The organism is Acidovorax sp. Root568 (assembly GCF_001427445.1).
Taxonomy (GTDB): Bacteria; Pseudomonadota; Gammaproteobacteria; order Burkholderiales; family Burkholderiaceae_C; genus Acidovorax; species Acidovorax delafieldii.
The window spans coordinates 255,444-275,348 of the sequence record NZ_LMGP01000017.1 but is presented as its reverse complement, the minus strand read 5'-3'; the positions used below and the strand labels follow the sequence as shown (position 1 = coordinate 275,348).

Sequence of the window (19,905 nt, the reverse complement as noted above, 5' to 3'; positions counted from 1 at the left end):
GGGTGTTCTCGTTCTGGTGAAGGTCAATCTGTCTCGAAAGGCAGCTGGGCTGCCTCGTCGAACCGGGCCTTGTTGCGGCCTCGGTAGGCCCAGACCCAGATGCCAATGAAGCAGGCCATCGATGCCAGGGTGGCGACGATGCGCATGGTGGTGATGTCCATGGGATATCTCCTTTGCTTACTTGAGCGCACGGCCCATGACTTGCAGGTAGGCGATGAGCGCGTCCTGCTCCGTCTTGCCCTTGACCTCGCCCGCCGCAGCAGTGATCTGCTCGTCGGTGTAAGGCACGCCCACGGTGCGCAGGGCCTTCATGCGGGGAGCCATCACTGCAGGGTCCACCTGGTTCTTTTCGAGCCAGGGGTACGCGGGCATGTTGGACTCGGGCACCACATCGCGGGGGTTGTTCAGGTGGATGCGATGCCATTCGTCGCTGTACTTGCCACCCACGCGGTGCAGGTCAGGCCCAGTGCGCTTGCTGCCCCACTGGAAGGGGTGGTCATACACAAACTCGCCTGCCACCGAGTAGTGGCCATAGCGCAGCGTCTCGGCGCGGAAGGGGCGGATCATCTGCGAATGGCAGTTGTAGCAACCCTCGCGGATGTAGATGTCGCGGCCCGCCAGCTGCAGGGCGTTGTAGGGCTCCACACCCTTGACGGCCTCGGTCGTGGACTTCTGGAAGAACAGGGGCACGATCTCGACCAGACCGCCAATGGCGATCACGATCAGGATGAGCACGATCATCAGAAAGTTGTTGGTCTCCACCTTTTCATGGGAGAAACCGGTCGAAGCAGATGTGTTGTTGTTGGACATGAATGATCTCCTTCGGACTCAAGCGTGGGCCGCGTTCACAGCAGGAATGGCCACCTTGACCGAACGACCCGAGATGGCAGTCAGCCACACGTTCCAGGCCATGACCAGCATGCCGCCCAGGTACAGCAAGCCACCCGCCACACGGATCACATAGAAGGGATAGGTGGCCTTCACGCTTTCCACGAATGTGTAGGTCAGGGTGCCGTCGGGGTTGACCGCGCGCCACATCAGGCCCTGCATCACGCCGGCAATCCACATCGCTGCGATATACAGCACGATGCCGATGGTGGCCATCCAGAAGTGCAGCTCGATCGCCTTGACAGAGTGCATCTTGTCCTTGCCGAACAGGCGCGGCACCAGGTAGTACAGCGAACCCATCGAGATCAGACCCACCCAGCCCAGGGCGCCGGAGTGCACGTGGCCAATGGTCCAGTCGGTGTAGTGGCTCAGGGCATTGACGGTCTTGATGGACATCATCGGGCCTTCGAACGTGGACATGCCGTAGAACGACAGCGACACGATCAGGAAGCGGAGGATGGGGTCGTCACGCAGCTTGTGCCATGCGCCCGACAGGGTCATGATGCCGTTGATCATGCCGCCCCAGCTGGGGGCCAGCAGGATGAGCGAGAACACCATGCCCACCGATTGCGTCCAGTCAGGCAGCGCGGTGTAGTGCAGGTGGTGTGGGCCCGCCCACATGTACGTGAAGATCAGCGCCCAGAAGTGGACGATCGATAGGCGGTAGCTGTACACCGGACGGCCCGCCTGCTTGGGGATGAAGTAGTACATCATGCCCAGGAAGCCAGCGGTCAGGAAGAAGCCCACTGCATTGTGGCCGTACCACCATTGCACCATGGCGTCCTGCACACCGGCATAGGCCGAGTAGCTCTTCATCATGCCCGCAGGGATGGCTGCGCTGTTCACCAGGTGCAGCAGAGCCACGGCCAGGATGAAGGCACCAAAGAACCAGTTGGCCACATAGATGTGCTTGACCTTGCGGGTGCCAATGGTTCCGAAGAACACGATGGCATAGGACACCCAGACCAGCGTGATCAGGATGTCAATGGGCCATTCAAGTTCAGCGTATTCCTTGCCTTGGGTGTAACCCATGGGCAGGCTGACGACCGCTGCCGCAATGACCAGCACCCAGCCCCAAAAGGTGAATGCAGCCAGTGGGCCGGCAAAAAGCCGGACCTGGCAGGTGCGCTGCACCACGTAGTAGCTGGTAGCAAACAGCGCGCTGCCGCCAAAACCAAAGATCACCGCATTGGTGTGCAAGGGTCGCAAGCGGCCATAACTCAGCCACGGAATGCCAAAGTTGAGTTCTGGCCAGGCCAACTGGGCGGCGATGATGACGCCCACCAGCATGCCGACCACCCCCACCACCACGGCCAGGATAGAGAACTGCCGCACTACCGTATCGTTGTAGTGCGCAGCATTTGTTTTTGGAAAATCCATCGGGCACCTCTTTGTATTGCAGTAAGAGTTTGTTGCAGTCGCGGCTATCGGGCATTGACACAAGTCAACCGTCTCGGAGAATGCGCTCCCCCTCTTGTTCTACGCTCTCGAACTGGCCGTGGTACACGGCCCACCACAGGCCTCCCAGAATCAGAAGCACCAGCATCACGGACAGAGGAATCAGCAAATAAAGTATGTCCATCAGACAAGCTCCAGCGGGGTCTTGGAAAGATCAAGGGGCGGCTGCGGCGCGCTGCCAGCCATGGGGTCGGATCGTGCAGGCAACGCCACCGTGGGCAATGGCGCACTGTGCAAACCAGGCAAGGAAGGCAGGTCGCGCGCCAGGCGCGCTGCGTTGAGCACCACCAGCAGCGAACTCAGCGCCATGCCCAGCCCGGCCAGCCAGGCGGGCATCCAGCCCAGCACCGCCAGCGGCACACACAGCGCGTTGTAGGCCGCAGCCCACCACAGGTTCTGGCGCACCACGCGCAGGGTGCGGCGTGCCAGCAGCACCGTTTGCGGCACCAGCACCAGGCTGTCGCCCAGCACCACAAAGTCCGCCCGGGACTGCGCCAGTGGCACTGCGCGGCCGAAGGCAAAAGAGACATGGGCCCCCGCAAGCACCGGGCCGTCATTGAGGCCATCGCCCACCATGGCCACGTGGTGTCCTTGCGACTGCAGTGCCTGCAGCGCGGCCAGCTTGCCTTGCGGAGTGCACTCGCCCTGGGCCTGGGCAATGCCCGCCTGCGTGGCCACCCGCTGCACTGCACCCCGGCGGTCACCCGACAGCAATTGCACGGCCACACCGTCCTGCTGCAAGGCGTGCACCACGGCGGAGGCCTCAGCCCGCAGGTCTTCCACCAGATCAAAGCGGGCCAGTTCGCGCAAGACTCCATCTGCCGATTGCTCAGAGAGCACGACCTGCAGCGCAGCACCGCCGGCATCGTTGGCAACGCCCGCATGGCGGGCAGAGCCCAGGCGGATCGTGCGAGCAACTGCTGCCCCGGTGGTGTCCTCCACGGTAGCAGTCAGCCCCTGCCCTGCATCCTCTTGCAGACCCGTCACCTGCCAACGCCCCAACGGCAGCTGCTGTGCAGAAGCCGCCGCAGCCAAGGCCCGCGAAGCCGGGTGCATGGACTGGCGCGCGAGCGCTGCGGCCAGGTCCAGTGCCTCTTCTGCGCTGCAACCGCCCGCAGGATGCACCGCTTGCAGCGCCATGCCGTCGCGGGTCAGCGTACCGGTCTTGTCGAATACCATGGTGTCCACCTGGGCCAGCGCCTCCAGCCCCTGTAGATTGCGCACCAGCACGCCGTGGCGCGCCAGCGTGCCTGCCGCCGTGAGCATGGCCACCGGGGTGGCCAGTGACAACGCGCACGGGCAGGTGACGATGAGCACGGCCACCGCCACCATCAGCGCATGCCCGGGGTCCGACGGCCACCAATAGGCAGCCGCCAGCGCCGCCGCCAGCAAAACGGCGACCAGGAAAGGCCGTGCAATGCGGTCCGCCAGCTGCGCCAGCCGTGGCTTTTGCAGCGATGCGCTCTCCATCAGTGCCACGATCTGCGCAAAGCGGGTTTGCCCACCTGTGCCTTCCACCAGCACCTCGACCGGCGCCTGCAGGTTGTAGCTGCCCGCCGTCACGGTGCTGCCGACAGGGCGTGCAACGGGTGTGGATTCGCCCGTCAGCAGAGCCTCATCGGCGTGGGTGCTGCCTGCTGTGATGCGGCCGTCGGCAGGAAACGCCTCGCCGGGCAGCACACGGATGGTGTCCCCCACCACAATGCGCCGCGTGGCCACGCGGGTGAAGCTGCCATCCGCCGCGCGCCGCTCCACACTGTCGGGCAGGCGGTTCATCACGGCCTCCAGCGCACCCGCCGTGCGATCCCGCAGGCGCAGCTCCAGCCAGCGGCCGGTGAGCAGGAAGAACACGAACATGGTCAAGGAGTCGTAGTACACCTCCTTGCCAAAGATGCCTGCAGGGTCAAAAGTGCCAGCGGTGCTGACCACGAACGTGATGGCCATACCCAACGCCACGGGCAGGTCCATGCTGACGCGGCGCAGGCGAATGTCTCGCAGCGCGCTGGTAAAAAATGGACCACAGGAAAACACCACCATGGGCAGCGTGATGACCCAGGAGGCCCAGCGCAACAGCTGCTCCATCTCGCCCGACAGGTCGCCCGGCTGTGCCACGTAGGCGGGCCACGCATACATCATCACCTGCATCATGCAAAAGCCCGCCACCAGCCAGCGCCACAGCGCACGGCGGCTCTCGCGCAGGCGCTGGTCGCGCGCAAACGCATCCATGGCGGGCATGGCACGGTAACCCGCGTGGCGCACGGCCTCCATCCACTGCGACGGCAATACCCGGCCAGGCTGCCACACCACGCGCGCCCGGCGCGTAGCGGCGCTCACATCGGCTTGCAACACGCCGGGCACGGCCCGCAGGGCGTCTTCGATCGTGAGGGCACAGGCCGCGCAGTGCATGCCCTCCAGCACCACGTGGGAGTCCCATGCGGTGGCTGCGGCGTCAGCCGTTGCAGGGTCGGTGGCGCCACCCGGCAAGGGGCTACCGGCAGGGGTGCAGGGTCGGCCGAACGCCAGCCATTCCTGGGGGTCATCCAGCAGCTCTACCCGCTGCGGCGGCAACGGATCTGCCACGCAGTCAGAAGGATGCACCGCAGAAGAAGCCGGCGCACCGGGTTGAAACATGGACATGGTTCAAGCCTATCTGTGGGGCATGACAACTACATTGACCTGGATCAAGCCCCGGAACATGATTCATCCTAAGCTTGTTCCATCACTTTGAGGAGCCCTTTTATGTACAAACGCATCCTGATCGCTACAGACGGATCCCCTCTGTCGGACAAAGCGGTGGAACATGGCCTGTCCCTGGCCGCACTGACCGGCGCCACCGTGGTCGCCCTCAAGGTGGTGCCCCGCTACCCCCGCAGCTACTTTGAAGGCGGCATGCCGGTGGACATGAACGACGTCAAACGCATCGAAGCCCAGTGGGGCGATGCCGCACAGGCCATGGTCGATGGCGTGAAAGCCCAGGGCGGCGCACAAGGCGTGACCGTGAAGGCCGTGGTCGCCAAGTCCGACCTGGTGGCCGAAGCCGTGATTGCAGCCGCCAAGAAGCACAAGTGCGACCTGATCGTGATGGCATCGCACGGCCGCAAGGGCCTCAAGCGCCTGCTGCTGGGCAGCGAAACGCAGCATGTGCTGACACATTCGCACATCCCTGTGCTGGTGCTTCGCTAAGCATAAAAACAGCTGCTAGCGCCAGTACAACATGCACTAGTAGCTATCAAATATATAGCAAAACACCGAGCAGGCGTGCAGCCTCCTCGGTGTTCTTCATTGAGGGCTGGGTGCCCTGTGGCTCAGTGGTTGCCCAGGTAAAGCTGCGCCATGCGCTCATCGGCCAGCAGCCCCTGCGCCGGGCCCTGCAGCACGCAGCGCCCCTGGTCCAGGATGTAGCCCTGCTGGCTGATCTGCAGCGCCTGGCGCGCGCGCTGCTCCACCATCAGCACCGCCACGTCTGCGGCGGGCAGCTTTTGCACCATGTCAAACACCTTGCCGACCAGCGAGGGCGCCAGCGCTGCCGTGGGTTCGTCCAGCACCATGATGCGCGGCGATGGCATGAGGGCCCGCGCAAAGGCGAGCTGCTGGCGCTCGCCACCCGAGAGGTTGCTAGCGGGCTGAGGCAAACGTTCCACCAGCGCCGGAAAGTCGGCCAGCACCTCGTCCATGCGGCGCTTGACGTTTGCCACGCCGCGCACCACCAACAGGTTCTCGCGCACGGTGAGCGAAGGGAACACATTGGCCACCTGCGGCACGTAGGCCAGCCCTGCGTCAAAGCGGTCTTCGGCCGACAAGGCCGTGATGTCGCGCCCCCCCAAGTGGATGGTGCCTGCCACCCGTGGCAGCAGGCCCAGCAGCGCCTTCACCAGGGTGGACTTGCCTGCGCCGTTGGTGCCCGCAATGGTCACGATCTCGCCCGGCGCCACGGCCAGGTCAATGCCGTGGATGATGTCCACCTCGGAATACCCGCCGCGCAATTGCGCTATCTGCAGCAAGTTGTCTGCGCCGCTCATACCACCCCTCCCATATAGGCTTCCTGCACACGCGGGTCGTCCAGCACCGTGTGCGGGTCGCCCTCGGCCAGGATGGAGCCCCGGTCCATCACGATCATGCGGTTGGAGAGCGACTTGAGCGCCTGCAGGTGGTGCTCGATCACGATGAACGCAATGCCCTGCCCGTTCAGCTCGCGCACGCGGTCACAGATCTCTTCGATCAGCACCGGGTTCACCCCGGCAAACGGCTCGTCCAGCAAGATGCAGCGCGGGTCCAGCATCAGCACCCGGCCCAACTCCACCAGCTTCTTCTGCCCGCCCGACAAGCCCCCCGCCGTCACATCGCGCACCCGTGCCAGGTTCAAAAACTGGAGGATTCGGTCCGCCTTGGCAGACAACTGCGCCTCGTGCTCGCGCAGACTGCGCGTCTGGAAGAAGGCGTTCACCAGCCGCTCCCCTTGCGGGTTGGCGGCAGCCGCCATCAGGTTCTCGTGCACCGTGAGGCTCTTGAACTCACGCGGAATCTGGAACGTGCGCACCAGCCCCAGCCGCGCGCGGCGGTAGGGGGGCATGCGGGTGATGTCATGCCCCTCAAAGTGGATCTGCCCCGCGTCCGCTGGCTGCTGCCCGGCAATGGCCGCAAACAGTGTGCTCTTGCCCGCACCGTTGGTGCCTGCAATGCCCAGAATCTCGCCCGTGCCCAGTTGCAGCGACACACCGTCCACCGCCTTGAAGCCCCCGAATTGCCGCGTGACGGCCTCCACTTTCAGCATCGTTGTTGCGGTCATTGGGTTTTGCCTCCAAACAGGCCGTTGGGCTTGTACAGGGTGACCAGAATCAGCGCCAGGCCCACCGCAGCCAAACGCAGGCTGGCCATGCCAACTTCTGACACGCCCGGCACCCAGTCCTTGGCAAAGCGCGAGCCCTCCAGAAACACCATGAGCAGCAGCGAGCCAAACACCGCGCCGCGCACCGTGCCCGAGCCGCCCATCACCAGTCCCATCCACACATAGAACGTGATGAGCGGGATGAACTGCTCTGGCGTGATGAAGGTGATGAAGTGCGCATAGAACGCCCCCGCCACGCCAGCCAGCGCCGCCCCCAGCATGAACACCTGCACCTTGAACCTGGCCGGGTCCTTGCCCAGGGCCGACAACGCGGGCTCATCGTCGCCAATGGCCTTGAGCAGCCGGCCAAACGGACTGGCCGCCAGGCGCACCGTGCCCCAGGCCACCACCGCAACCACCGCCAGCAGCGTGGCAAAAATCGCCATGTCCGACACACCACTGCCCCAGGACGCAAACAGCTTGGGCAAGCCGGGCAAGCCCTGCACGCCCTTGGTCAGCCAGCTTTCTTGCTGGATGGAGATGCGCACCGCCTCCGAAAAGCCCAGCGTCACGATGGCCAGGTAGTCATCGCGCAGTCGCAGCGACAGCAGGCCAATGGGCAGCGCCAGCAAGCCCGAGAGCACAGCCGCCGCCACAAAACACAGCACCAGCGGCACGCCTTGCAGCGCCAGCAGGCCCGAGGTGTAGGCGCCCACGGCAAAGAACGCCACGACGCCAAAGTTGACCAGCCGGGTCAGGCCGAACTGCAGGTTCAGGCCCAGCGCCAGCAGGCAGTAAATAAGGGCAACGATGCCAATGGCACAGAGGTAAGCAATCATCGGTCGAACTCCTTACCGCACCAGCTGCACGCGGCCCATGATGCCGGCCGGGCGCACCAGCAGCACCAGGGCCAACACCACAAACGACAGCACCAGCTTGTACGACGGCCCCATCAGTGGCACCGCCAGCTCTTGCGCCACACACAGCAGCAGCGCACCCAGCACCGCGCCCACCGGGCTACCGATGCCGCCCAGCACCATGGCGGCAAACGCGGGGATCAGGCTCTCCCACCCCATCTCGGGGCTGACCACGGCCTTCATGCCCAGCAGTACGCCACCCAGCGAGGACAAGACCCCCACCAGCAGCCACAAACTAAGCATCAACCCATTGGCGCGGATGCCGCTGGCCCGCGCCAGGTCCGCACTATCGGCCACGGCGCGCAGCTGGCGGCCAAAGCTGGTGCGGTAGATCAGCACAAACACCACCAGCAGGCAAACGGCAGCCACCGCCGCAATGGCCAGGTCGGTGGGCAACACGCGAATGCCACCAAAGTTCCAGGCGCGCACCAGGGGCAGGTCAAACGTGCGCTGTTCATGCCCAGCAAAGAAACCGATCAGGCTGCGCAGCAAAAACCCGAGGCCAATGGCTGCGAGCATGGACGACACCATGGGCCGCCCGGCCAGCTTGCGAAAGATCAGCGTGTACGAGCCCGCCGACACCACGGCCGTGACCACCATGCTGATGAGCGCCGCCGCCCACAGCGGCCAGCCCCCCAACAGCTGCACCGCCACGGCAGCGTAGGCGCCGGTGGTGAGCATGTCGCCCGTGGCTGCGTTGGGAAAGCGGTTGACGCCCATCACCAGGGTCATGGCCAGGGCAGGCAGTGCCACCACCAGGCCTTCGATCAATCCGTTGATCAGCAGGTTTACAAAGTCGATCCAGGTCATTGCGTCATTCCGTCATCCCATGCACATCTGCGCTGTGCGCCGCAAAAAAAATGCCCGGGGCCTGCACCTGGCAGGCGCACCGGGCGCGGTCCATCACATCGTGATGGACACCACGTCGCGCCGCACCAGCTGGCCCTTTTCGATGATGAACACGCCAAAGTCCGGCGTCACATCGCCCGCCTTGTCAAAGTCCAGCTTGCTCGATGCGCCTTCGTAGTTCACCTTGGCCTTTTTGGCCAGTTGCGCCTTGCCTTCGGCAAAGGTGAACACTGCCGTGCCGGGGGCGTTGGAGACATCGCGCATCTTGGCGTTGACCTGCTCTACCGTGGCCTTGGGGCCAGCGGCCTCCATGGCCAGCGCCAGCGAGATCACCATGTCGTACGCCATGGCGGCGTAGATGTTGGTGGACGCGGCCTTGCCCGTGGCCTTGGTGAAGGCCGCGTCAAACTGGGCGTAGGAGGCGCTCTTTTCGTTGGACACCGTGTCCACCGAAATGATGCCTTCACACACCTCTGCGCCCAAGGCCTTCACCAGGTCGGGGTTGGCCGCCCAGCCGGGGATGATCCACTTCGTTTCCGCACCGGACTGGAACCACTCGCGCAGGATGATGGTGGTGTCGGGCAGGTACGAGCCCATCACGATCACATCCGGCTTGGCGGCCAGAATCTTCTGCAGCTCGCTGCGGTAGCTGGGGCGGCTGGGCTCGTAGGTGACATGGGCCGCCACCTTGCCGCCGCGTTTCTCCCAGGCCTTGGTGAAGCCTTCCACGTTGCCCAGGCCGGATGCGTTGTTGAACGCCATCGTGGCCGGGCGCTTGAAGCCGCGCTTGGTGCAAATCTCGGCGAAGGCCGCGCCAAAGCGGTCGTTGGTGGCCTGAAAGCGCCACACCAGGTCCTTGGTGTCCAGCGTGGAAATGGCGGGCGCACCCGACACGTTCATCTGGATGATGCCTGCCGCGTCGGTCAGCGGCATCACTGCCAGCGTCACGCCCGAGGCCCAGGTGCCCAGCACCGCCTGCACCTTGTTCACTTCGATCAGCTTCTTGGCGGCCAGCACGGCCGCGTCAGGCTTGGTCTGGTCGTCTTCGGTGAAGAGTTCGAGCTTGCGCCCACCCGCGCCGCCCGCGGCATTGACCTCATCCACGGCCAGGCGGATGGCCTGCTGCATGCCTGGGCCGTAGGGGCTGCCTGCACCGGTGATGGGCGTGAGCGAGCCAATGCGGAACACCTCACCTTGCTGGCTGAAACCGATGGAGGGAAGGAACTGCAGAGCCGCAGCGGCGCCGCCGAGCTTGACGAAATTTCTACGTTGCATGGTGATCTCCGGTAGGGGAATGGGATGGGGGTGAGGGGGTGAAAGGGACTCAAAGGGTGTTCTTGACCCACACGCCGTCCTTGGCGATGGCGCGAATGCGCTCGCCCTGGTTCAGCAGGCAGGTGATGTCGGTGAGCGGGTTGCCATCGACCAGCAAGATGTCGGCAATGGCACCGGCCGTGACTTCGCCCAGCTGGCCTTGCTGGCCCAGAATCTCCGCGCCAATCAGCGTGGCCTGCTGCAGCACCGGGCCATTGCCCAGAATCTCCGCGCGCAGGCGCAACTCGTCCGACTGCAGGTAATGCGTCTCGGCCAGCAAGTCGCTGCCCAGGCCCATCTTCACGCCCGCCTTGGCCAGGATCTCGATGGCCTGCTTGCCCTGGCCACGTACCGAGTCGATCTTGGCAATCGACACCGCAGGCAGGCCATAACGCTCGCCCTCGTTGGCCAGGCCCTCGTAGGTGATGAGCGTGGGCACCATGAAAGCGCCCATCTCGGCCATGAACTCTGCCGTGGGCGCATCCACCAGATTGCCGTGCTCGATGGTGCGCACGCCGCAGCGCACGGCGCGGGCGATGGCGCGGGGCGTGTAGGCGTGGGCCATGACATAGGTGTTGGCATTGGATGCTTCTTCCACAATGGCGTGCAGCTCGGCCTCGGAATAGCCCAGGTTGCCAATCGGGTCGTTGGGCGATGCCACGCCGCCCGAAGCCATCACCTTGATCTGCGTGGCGCCCTTCAGAATTTCTTCACGCACCGCCAGGCGGCAAGCATCCACGCCATCGACCACGCGGCCGATGTTGCCCAGCTTGTAGGCGCACGAACACACATCCAGGTCATCGTTGCGCTGGCGGAAATCCGCATGCCCGCCGGTTTGCGACAGCGCCTTGCCCGCAGGGAAGATGCGCGGCCCCTGCACCAGCCCCGTTCGCACCGCCTCGGCCAGCGACCAGTCGGCGCCGCCCGCATCACGCACGGTGGTAAAGCCCCGCTCCAGCATGCCCTTCATGATGGGCAGCGAGCGCATCATGGTGAACACGTTGGGCATCTTGGCCACGGCACCCAAGTTGAACGAAGACGCCACCACGTGCACGTGGCAGTCGATCAGGCCGGGCATCAGGGTCATGCCCTTGGCGTCGAGCGTGGTGGTCCCTTCTGGCACCTGCAGGTCGGTGCCTACCGCCGCAATGCGGCCGTCCTGCACCAGAACGGACAGGCCGGTGCGCAGTGTGAGTGCGTGGACATCCAGCACACGGCTGTTTTCAATCAACAAAGAGGTCATGAGATTCGTCAAAGTGGGCGCGATGGCTTCAAAATTACTCATAGCCTGCTTTTTCAGAGGGCCATGAAGACCATCAAGCATCCATCTGGTGCATTGCAGCATCTACAGAGTGTGGCGCTTGACACGTTGCTGTCACAGGACGCATTTATCGGGCCAATTGACCTTATCCGCAACGCCTAAAATCTCACCATCCCATGAGCCCTACTCATACCCCCTAGGCCACATCTATGCGCCGCCTGTGCCCCACCATCTCTGAGCTGAACGCCTTTCACTCCGCCGCCAAGCACCAGGCCTTCACCATGGCAGCGCGCGAGCTGTGCGTGACACAAAGCGCCATCAGCCGCCACATCGCGGCGCTGGAGGACTACCTGGGCCAGAAGCTGTTCATCCGCAAAGCCACCGGGCTGGAGCTGACCGAGGCGGGCGCTACCTACCTCAACGCCACCCGCCCGGCCATGGCCGCGCTGGAATCTGCCACGGCACAGCTCATGTCGTACGGGGGCGATGGCGGCTCGCTCAACCTGTCCGTGCCGCCCACGTTTGCGGCGCAGTGGCTGTTTCCGCGCCTGGGGCACTTCAAGCGCACGCTGCCGCAGGTGTCGCTGAACTTTGTGCGCTACCAGCATGCGCACGACTTTGCGACACCGCATGAATTCGACGCGGCCATTCAGTACGGCTACGGCAATTGGCCCAGCGCCAATGCGCGCTACCTGATTGGCAAGGAAACCAGCATCGTGTGCAGCCCGCAACTGCAGGCCGCCCTGCCCCTGAACACCCCACAAGATTTGATGCGCGCCACGCTGCTGCAGCACATTGAGGTGCCCCTGGCCTGGCAGGACTGGATGGAAGCCCACGGCCTGGACACCAGCGCCAGCCGCTTCGGGCCGGGCTTCAACCTGTATTCACTCATCATCCGCGCAGCGGTTTCAGGCTTTGGTGTAGGCATCGTGCCCACCTGCCTGGTAGAAGACGAATTGCAGGCAGGCACTCTGGTAGAGCCCCTGAACGACCGCTTTGACAGCCCGCTCGGCTACTACCTGTGCGCGCCCACGGCACGCACCAATTTGTCGGTGTACCGGCTGGTGGCGGGGTGGCTGGAACACTGCTGCAACCATGCCGAGGGCGCCGCGGCGCCAGCCGCCACGCCCTGCATTTTCTGCAACCCCCAGGCCTCTGCAGCGGGCTAGGGCCTGTTCACACTATTTTTGCCAGTGCGAAGGCCTCCACTTGCGGGCCTGCCTCAGGCGAACAACCCTTTGTACTGATCCCGCAGCAGGTTCTTTTGCACCTTGCCCATGGTGTTGCGCGGCAGCTCGGACACCACGAAGCACTTCTTGGGGATCTTGAAGTTGGCCAACTGCGACTTGAGCTGGGCCACGATGGCATCGGCGTCCAGGCTGGCACCGGGCTTGGCAATGACCACGGCCACGCCCACTTCGCCAAAGTCAGGGTGCGGCACACCCACCAGGGCGCTTTCGGCCACGCCGGGCATGTCGTTGATGTAGCCCTCGATCTCTGCGGGGTAGACGTTGTAGCCGCCGCTGATGATGAGGTCTTTGCTGCGGCCCACGATGTGCACGTAGCCGCGCTCATCGACCTTGCCCACGTCGCCGGTCTTGAAGTAGCCGTCTTTCGTGAACTCTTCGGCGGTCTTTTCGGGCATGCGCCAGTAGCCCTTGAACACGTTGGGACCCTTGACCTGGATGCCACCGATCTCGCCCACGGGCAGGTCTTTGCCGTCGTCGCCCTGCACGCGCAGGCTCACGCCCGGCAGAGGGAAGCCCACGGTGCCGCCACGGCGTTCGTCCTGGCCCTTGTAGCGCTGGTCGGCGCTGTAGGGGTTGCTGGTGAGCATGATGGTTTCGCTCATGCCGTAGCGCTCCAGGATGGTGTGGCCGGTGCGCTGCTGCCATTCCTTGAAGGTTTCGATGAGCAGCGGTGCAGAGCCTGCGATGAACAGGCGCATGTTCTTGACGGCCTGTTTGTTCAAACCAGTCTCGGCCAGCATGCGCACGTACAGTGTGGGCACGCCCATGAACACGGTGGCGCGGGGCATGGCGGCGATGACGGCCTTGGGGTCGAACTTGGCCATCCAGATCATCTTGCTGCCGTTGATGAGCGCGCCATGGATGGCCACGAACAGGCCATGCACGTGGAAGATGGGCAACGCGTGGATGAGCACGTCCCCCTTCTTCCAGCCCCAGTAGTCCTTGAGCATGACGGCATTGCTGAGCATGTTGCCGTGCGTGAGCATGGCGCCCTTGCTGCGGCCGGTGGTGCCGCTGGTGTACAGGATGGCGGCCAGGTCGTCGGCGCTGCGGGACACGGCCTGGTGCTCGTCGCCGTGGTGTGCTGCACGCTCCAGCAGGCTGCCGGTGCGGTCGTCACCCAGGGTGAAGACATGCTGCGTGCCCAGGGTGAAGGCAATCTTGCTGACCCAGCCAAAGTTGCCGGGCGAGCACACCACCACGGCCGGCTCGGCGTTGCCGATGAAGTATTCGATCTCGGCGCTTTGGTAGGCGGTGTTGAGCGGCAAAAAGACGTAGCCCGCACGCAGCGTGGCCAGGTACAGCGCCATGGCTTCGACCGACTTTTCGACCTGCACGGCCACCCGGCTGCCTTCGGGCAGCTTGAGCGATGCAAGCAGGTTGGCGATGCGGGCGCTGGCGCGGTCCAGATCGCGCCAGGTGTAGAACAGCGGGGTGCCGTCTGCCGCCGTGGTCTCAACGGCAGTGCTGTCCAGGTCGGACGGGAAAGCGGCGCGCAGGGCGCTGAAGAGGTTGTGTTGGCTCATGGCTCAGACTTCAATGGGCTGGGTGGCTGGGTTGAGAGGTTGGGACCGACTGAATGGGAGAAAGCGGGGACGGAGGCGTCGGTCAGAACACCGGCGCGCGCTTGTCCAGAAAGGCAGAGATCCCTTCGCGATGCTCGGCGCTGGCGGCGTAGGCATAGGGGTCGGCAGGGCCATTTACTATGTTTTCAATAGCAGACAAGGCATGATTCTGTAGCGCTACAGGCGCTTTCAGCGCCCGAAACGTCTGTTTGTTCATGCGGGCGGCCTGGGGCGCCAGCGCGGCAATGCGCTGGGCACTGCCCAGGGCTTCGGTGGCCACCATGTCGTCGGCCACCACGCGGCTCAAAAAGCCGCGTGCCAGCATGTCGGGAGCGCTGAAGGTGGCGGCTTCCAGCAGCATCCGGCGTGCGGTCACGTCACCCACTGCACCTGCCACCAGCTGCGCCTCGCGCGGGGCCATCGGAAAACCCAGCTTGGCAATCGGCGCGCCAAAACGCGCGCCATTGCCCGCCACCCGGATGTCGCAGCAGCTGGCAATCTCCACGCCGGCGCCCATGCAGGCGCCGCTGATCTGGGCCACGATGGGCACGTCGCACTGGAGCATGGCATTGAGCCCGCCCCACACGTCGTTTTCATGAAAGTCGCGCAGCGCGGCCGCGTCAAAACGGAAGCCGGGGTACTCTGAAATGTCTCCGCCCGCACAGAACGCCCCGCCCTCGCCCGCGATGAGCACACAGCGCGCATCGGCCGAGCGCTGAACGTCTTCAAACACCGCACGCAACTGCCGCCACATGGGCCGCGACATGGCATTCAGCCGCCCGGTGTGGCGCAGGGTGACATGCACCACCCCGCCCTCCCCAGCATTCATCAACACTTCACCCGACATCCTGGTATCCATTTCCTTCACATACCGCCCACGACCTTCTCACCCCGCCATGCCATCGCCAGCGCCACCGTGGAACTGGCTTTGCCAGGCCACGGGTGGCGTTCTCCTTGGGGGTTAGTCCAGCTTTGCGCCAGACGCCTTCACCACCGCCGCCCAGCGCTTGACCTCGCTGCTCACAAACGCGCCAAACTGCTGCTGCGTCATGCCGCCGTAATCCGCGCCGTTGCTGGCCCACACGGCCTTGAGTTCATCGGCGGTGCCCAGGCGCTTGATCTCATCCACGATGCGGGCCTGCACGTCGGCCGGTGTGCCTTTGGGCGCCCACAGGCCGTACCAGGTGGTCACGGTGTAGTCGGGCAGGCCCACTTCGGAGGCGCAGGGTACGTCGGGGAATGCGGGGTTGCGCTTGGCGCCGGACACCATCAGCGCCTTGATACGGCCGCTCTTGATGTGATTGGCTGACGAGCCCAGGCCGTCGAACATCATGTCCACGTTGCCGCCAATGAGATCCTGCAGCGCGGGGCCCGCGCCCCGGTAGGGGATGTGGGTGATAAAGGTGCCTGTCTGCTGCTTGAACAGCTCGCCCGCCAGATGGTGCGAGGTGCCTGCTCCGGCCGAACCGTAGTTGAGCTTGGCAGGGTTGCGCTTGATGTAGTCCAGAAACTGCTTGAAGTTGGTGGACGGCGTCTTGGGATTGACGACCAGCACCTGGGGCACGTTGGCCAGCAGCGCCAGGGGAATGAAGTCTTTCTCGATGTCGTAGTCGAGCTTGGGGTACATCGCAGGGGCAATCGCGTGGTGCACGGCGCCCATGAACAGCGTGTAGCCATCGGGCGCCGCCTTGGACGCAATGCTGGCACCCAGCGTGCCCCCGGCGCCACCCCGGTTATCGATCACCAGCGTCTTGCCTGTGCTTTTGGAAAACTGCGCAGCCAGCGGCCGGGCAAACGCATCGGTGCCGCCACCGGCGGGGAACGGCACCACCACCGTCACGGGCTTGCTGGGCCAGGTGCTTTGGGCCCAGCTGTTGCTGCTGGCCAGGCCCAGGCCTGCAGCCGCCGCGCCGAGCAATACACCCCGGCGTTGGATTCGCAAATCAGTCATTCCTTGTCTCCTGTCGTTGTAAAAATACGCGGTCACTGGTCCGCCCGGCATCTTGCCGGCCGCCCCGTCAGTCGCGGCAAAGGCTGTCGATGTCCCCCGACACTGGCACCTTGCCCTGCGCAAGCAAGCTGCGATGCTTGTCGATGCGCTTCAAGTCGTACAGGTAGTTCACCATGAGCCCGTACGATTGTTTCTGCCCCTTGCTGGATGGGTCACCCGCCCAGTTCAGGCGCTCTACCCGCGCGCCGTTGCCCAGGTGGAAGCGGGCCACGGGGTCTGCCGGTTTGCCCTCTTGCAGCTCGCGGCCCAGATAGTACGCGGCGCATTCCAGCAGCATCTGGCGCACGGGGGATTTGGCGTCCAGCTCCAGCGCCTTGTCCACCGCCCCGAGCAAATGCGTGGCCTGCGGCGGCTCGAAGCCCACCGCGCGGCCCAGCTCGCTGCGGCGCTTGTCGTCCAGGCGGTCCAGCATGGCCCCTGCATGTTTGCCCAGCCAAGCGCGGAAACCCGGAATGGGCGACAGCGTGGCGAAGGTGCGCAGGCGCGGGAACTCGGCCGTGAGCGTTTCCACCACATGCTTGATGAGCGAGTCGCCAAAGCTCACGCCGCGCAGGCCTGTTTGCGTGTTGCTGATGGAATAGAAGATGGCCGTGGTGGCCCGTGTGATGTCCACGGGCGCAGCAGCCTCATCCAGCAGCGGCGTGATGCTGGACGAAATCTTGTCCACCAGCGCCACCTCCACAAAGATCAGCGGCTCGTTGGGCAGGCGCGGGTGGAAGAAGCCATAGCAGCGGCGGTCGCTGTCCAGCCGGTTCTTCAGGTCGGCCCAGCTGCGGATGTCGTGCACGGCCTCGTACTTGATGAGCTTTTCGAGCAGCGATGCGGGCGAGTCCCACGACAGCCGGCGCAGCTCCAGAAAGGCCACGTCAAACCAGGTCGAAAACAAATGCTCCAGCTCGGCATCGAGCGGCAGCAGGCGCTTGTCGGCCTTGAGCAGCGGCAAAATTTCGGCACGCAGGTCTACCAGAAACCGCATGCCCTCGGGGAATGCCGAAAACCGCTGCAGCAGCCGCGTGCGCGGCGATACCAGCGCACGGCGCAGGCTGATCTCGGCCTGCCCTTCTTCGGCAGTACCCGCTGCCGCCTCGTAGCGCTGGCGGGCCGACTTGAAGCGTGTGGCGTCGGGTGCGAACTGCTCGCACATCAGCAGCCACATGTCGCGCCGCTCCTCGGGCTCGGCCTTCGCATACCACTCGGCCACGGCCTGGGCGCGGCGGCCGCCTTCGATCTCGCTCACCTGCGGCGCCACCACCTCCTGCAAATCGGCCAGCAGACGGCGCAATGCGCGGGGCGACAACGCCTCCTGGCCGCGCCGCAGGGTGGCCTGCAGGCGCTCATTGGTAGAACGCGGCACCGCGACCTTGGCGACCACATCGGTCACGGTTTTGTCGAGTGAGGCCTTGGCAGACTTGTCGGCGGTCTTGTCCCCCGCCTTGTCGGCGGCAGGCGCGGCAGTGCGCAGGCGTGACACGCTGCGGGTGATCCATTCGGGAGTGCTGTTGATCATGGGGTCAACCTCGATTGCTGGTTGCGGGCTACATCGCGCAGCGCATCGCGCTGGCGCAACAGATGGGTGCGCATGGCCTCCTCGGCCGCGTCGCAGTCGCGCGCCTTGAGCGCGGCAAACACGGCCAGATGCTCTGCCAGGCTTTGCTGCATGCGCCCGGGGGCATGCAGCGTCTTGTGGCGTGCCAGCCGCAGGATCTTGCGCAGGTCACCAATCACCTGGGCCAGCCAGCGGTTGTCCGCCAGCGTGATGAAGGCCTCGTGGATGGCGTAGTTGGCTTCGTAGTAGTCGGTCATGCGCCCATCGGCCGCGCACTGTTGCAGGCGCTCGTGCAGCAGCTCCAGCGCGGCAATGTCGGCCGCCACGGCCTTGCGCGTGGCCTCGTGTGCGGCACGCCCCTCCAGCAACGCGATGACGGGAAAGATGTTGTCCAGATCGCTCTCGGTGACCTCGGCCACAAAACAACCCCGGCGCGGCTCATGGCGCAGCAGCCCCTCGGCCACCAGCACCTTGAGCGCTTCGCGCAGCGGGGTGCGCGAGATCTCCAGCCGCTCGCACAAGGCAGCCTCGTCCAGAAAGCTGCCGGGCGGCAAGGCGCCCGCAAAAATCTGCTCCCGCAGCCGGGAGGCGACTTCGTCGTGCAGTGAATTCGGGACAGGACGCATGTAAAACAAGGCTCCAGGGCACCAACCCGCGAGGCATCGGCTGTCAGCGGCTGAAGCACGGCGCAGGCCGAATGCCTGCAACACACCACTAACAGCTGACAACAGAGGCGATTGCCTCGCCATGTGTGTAATTTCTCATAATTACGCAAAATGACAAGGTGTAAACCCTGATTTGCAGACTTTGGTTACACAAAAGACGGCGACTGCGGTGGTTGCGCAACGCTGCGGGCCATGAAGCAGCAAAGGCGGCGAACTTTGCTGCTGGCCCCAAGGCACCGTCGTTGGGTGATCAGCCCCGGGCCAGATGAGCGGCCGAGGGTGCAACACCCGCTGCGCCCACCGCACGGTCGCCCTGCCCTCACGCCCCTCACCCGCTTCACTCCACGCCCGCAAAACCTTCCACCAGGTGGTCGATCCACACCCGCAGCTTGGCGGGCAGAAACCGGTGGGACGGGTACAGCACCCAGGCCGTGCCCGCGTACGAGGTCTTGTGCTCCCAGTCGGGCAGCACGGTCACTAGGTCACCCCGCGCCAACGCAGCGCGCGCGGTAAAGCCCGGCAGGCTGGCAATGCCCAGGTGGCTCAGCGCGGCCTCCAGTCGCACCTCGCTGTGGTTGGCCACATAGCGCCCGCGCACGGCCACCGTGGCGGATTCGCCTGCGCGCTCGAAACGCCAGTGCCGGTCGCGCTCGTCCTCGCCCAGGGTGATGCAGGCGTGGTGCTCCAGGTCGCGCGGGTGCTGGGGGTGGCCCCGCTCAGCCAGGTAATGCGGGCTGGCGCAGGCCAGGTGGCGCAGGGTCGCCAGCGGCCGCCCGGCCAGGCCCGGGGGTGGCGTGTCGGTCACGCGCAGGGCCAGGTCGATGGGTTCCTCGAACAGGTCCACCGTGCGGTCGGTGATGTGCAGTTGCACATCGACCTCGGGGTATTTCTGCAAAAACGGCAGCACCAGGGGGTGAACGAGTTGGCGCCCCACCGCCTTGGCCATGCTCATGCGCACCATCCCCGATGGCGCGGCAGAGTGGGTGTCGCTCAGCGCCCACACCTCGCGCGCGGCAGACACCATGTCCTGGCAGCGGCTGTAGACCGCCGTGCCCGCATCGGTCAGCCGCAGCTTGCGGGTGGTGCGCTCCAGCAGGCGCACGCGCAGCGCCCCTTCCAGGCGAGCCACCTGGCGGCTGACCGCCGACGGGGTGATGCCCAGCTGCCGCGCGGCGGCCGAGAAGCTGCCCGCATCCACCACACGCGCAAACACCGCCATGTCGGGGAGACTGTCCAGGGGTTGATTGATGCGCATGGGGAACAAGTGCAGTTCTTTGGCAGCGATTATCAATGCATGGACGCAAATTGATAATTTCCCCAGCCCATCGCCACCACGCGCGGCGCCCCACAGCCTCC

At 64.8% G+C, this 19,905-nt stretch carries 19 protein-coding genes; 2 read left to right on the top strand and 17 right to left on the bottom strand.

Features of this window, described 5'->3' with window-relative positions; translation table 11 throughout:
• Positions 1-23: 23 nt before the first annotated feature.
• The 5 genes from ASD75_RS17465 to ASD75_RS17445 form a co-directional block, all read right to left on the bottom strand.
• Positions 24-161, bottom strand: coding sequence for a CcoQ/FixQ family Cbb3-type cytochrome c oxidase assembly chaperone (locus tag ASD75_RS17465; RefSeq protein ID WP_015014811.1), 138 nt, complete (start codon positions 159-161; stop codon positions 24-26).
• A 16-nt stretch (positions 162-177) separates the two neighbouring features.
• A complete protein-coding gene (gene ccoO, locus ASD75_RS17460; RefSeq protein ID WP_056747154.1) occupies positions 178-810 on the bottom strand; it encodes a cytochrome-c oxidase, cbb3-type subunit II in 633 nt (210 codons plus the stop codon).
• An 18-nt stretch (positions 811-828) separates the two neighbouring features.
• On the bottom strand, positions 829-2,268 hold the full coding sequence (ccoN, locus tag ASD75_RS17455) for a cytochrome-c oxidase, cbb3-type subunit I (protein ID WP_056747153.1): 1,440 nt from the start codon (positions 2,266-2,268) through the stop codon (positions 829-831).
• A gap of 64 nt (positions 2,269-2,332) precedes the next feature.
• A complete protein-coding gene (ccoS, locus tag ASD75_RS17450) occupies positions 2,333-2,470 on the bottom strand; it encodes a cbb3-type cytochrome oxidase assembly protein CcoS (protein ID WP_010460651.1) in 138 nt (45 codons plus the stop codon).
• Positions 2,470-4,977, bottom strand: a complete 2,508-nt coding sequence (locus ASD75_RS17445) for a cation-translocating P-type ATPase (RefSeq protein WP_235511655.1) — start codon at positions 4,975-4,977, stop codon at positions 2,470-2,472. Before ASD75_RS17445 ends, ccoS begins: the two co-directional genes overlap by 1 nt.
• 108 nt (positions 4,978-5,085) lie before the next feature.
• On the opposite strand from ASD75_RS17445, the gene ASD75_RS17440 reads away from it, so the two are divergent.
• Positions 5,086-5,529 carry a universal stress protein gene (locus ASD75_RS17440; RefSeq protein WP_056747152.1) on the top strand — a complete coding sequence of 148 codons (444 nt, stop codon included), beginning with the start codon at positions 5,086-5,088 and terminating at the stop codon, positions 5,527-5,529.
• A gap of 122 nt (positions 5,530-5,651) precedes the next feature.
• Here ASD75_RS17440 and ASD75_RS17435 read toward each other — a convergent pair whose 3' ends face one another.
• The 6 genes from ASD75_RS17435 to ASD75_RS17410 all read right to left on the bottom strand — a co-directional run bounded on the left by ASD75_RS17435 (position 5,652) and on the right by ASD75_RS17410 (position 11,494).
• Positions 5,652-6,365 (bottom strand): ABC transporter ATP-binding protein, encoded by a 714-nt coding sequence (locus tag ASD75_RS17435; protein WP_056747151.1) that lies wholly within the window; start codon positions 6,363-6,365, stop codon positions 5,652-5,654.
• Entirely contained in the window at positions 6,362-7,132 is a 771-nt protein-coding gene (locus ASD75_RS17430; RefSeq protein WP_082565070.1) for an ABC transporter ATP-binding protein, read from the bottom strand. Before ASD75_RS17430 ends, ASD75_RS17435 begins: the two co-directional genes overlap by 4 nt.
• Positions 7,129-8,010: a branched-chain amino acid ABC transporter permease gene (locus ASD75_RS17425; RefSeq protein ID WP_056747149.1), complete on the bottom strand. Its 882-nt coding sequence runs from the start codon at positions 8,008-8,010 to the stop codon at positions 7,129-7,131. The genes ASD75_RS17430 and ASD75_RS17425 overlap by 4 nt, the downstream gene beginning before the upstream one ends.
• 12 nt (positions 8,011-8,022) lie before the next feature.
• On the bottom strand, positions 8,023-8,898 hold the full coding sequence (locus ASD75_RS17420) for a branched-chain amino acid ABC transporter permease (protein ID WP_056747148.1): 876 nt from the start codon (positions 8,896-8,898) through the stop codon (positions 8,023-8,025).
• Between the two features lie 93 nt (positions 8,899-8,991).
• Positions 8,992-10,212 (bottom strand): ABC transporter substrate-binding protein, encoded by a 1,221-nt coding sequence (locus ASD75_RS17415; protein ID WP_056747147.1) that lies wholly within the window; start codon positions 10,210-10,212, stop codon positions 8,992-8,994.
• Positions 10,213-10,261: 49 nt separating this feature from the next.
• Positions 10,262-11,494 carry an amidohydrolase family protein gene (locus ASD75_RS17410; RefSeq protein WP_056747221.1) on the bottom strand — a complete coding sequence of 411 codons (1,233 nt, stop codon included), beginning with the start codon at positions 11,492-11,494 and terminating at the stop codon, positions 10,262-10,264.
• Positions 11,495-11,721: 227 nt separating this feature from the next.
• Between ASD75_RS17410 and ASD75_RS17405 the strand changes: the two genes are divergently transcribed.
• Positions 11,722-12,681: a LysR substrate-binding domain-containing protein gene (locus ASD75_RS17405; protein ID WP_056747146.1), complete on the top strand. Its 960-nt coding sequence runs from the start codon at positions 11,722-11,724 to the stop codon at positions 12,679-12,681.
• A gap of 53 nt (positions 12,682-12,734) precedes the next feature.
• Here the strand turns inward: ASD75_RS17405 and ASD75_RS17400 are convergent, their stop codons facing one another.
• From ASD75_RS17400 to ASD75_RS17375, 6 genes are all read right to left on the bottom strand, one after another.
• Entirely contained in the window at positions 12,735-14,288 is a 1,554-nt protein-coding gene (locus ASD75_RS17400) for a malonyl-CoA synthase (RefSeq protein ID WP_056747145.1), read from the bottom strand.
• A gap of 82 nt (positions 14,289-14,370) precedes the next feature.
• Entirely contained in the window at positions 14,371-15,174 is an 804-nt protein-coding gene (locus tag ASD75_RS17395; protein WP_056747144.1) for an enoyl-CoA hydratase/isomerase family protein, read from the bottom strand.
• A 114-nt stretch (positions 15,175-15,288) separates the two neighbouring features.
• Positions 15,289-16,278, bottom strand: coding sequence for a tripartite tricarboxylate transporter substrate binding protein (locus ASD75_RS17390; RefSeq protein WP_056064424.1), 990 nt, complete (start codon positions 16,276-16,278; stop codon positions 15,289-15,291).
• Between the two features lie 67 nt (positions 16,279-16,345).
• Positions 16,346-17,845: a malonyl-CoA decarboxylase gene (locus ASD75_RS17385; RefSeq protein ID WP_082565069.1), complete on the bottom strand. Its 1,500-nt coding sequence runs from the start codon at positions 17,843-17,845 to the stop codon at positions 16,346-16,348.
• Positions 17,842-18,510 carry a GntR family transcriptional regulator gene (locus ASD75_RS17380; RefSeq protein WP_056064427.1) on the bottom strand — a complete coding sequence of 223 codons (669 nt, stop codon included), beginning with the start codon at positions 18,508-18,510 and terminating at the stop codon, positions 17,842-17,844. Before ASD75_RS17380 ends, ASD75_RS17385 begins: the two co-directional genes overlap by 4 nt.
• 376 nt (positions 18,511-18,886) lie before the next feature.
• The gene (locus ASD75_RS17375; RefSeq protein ID WP_056747219.1) at positions 18,887-19,804 is read right to left on the bottom strand and encodes a LysR family transcriptional regulator; all 918 of its coding nucleotides are present in this window, start codon (positions 19,802-19,804) and stop codon (positions 18,887-18,889) included.
• Between the last annotated feature and the right edge of the window lie 101 nt (positions 19,805-19,905).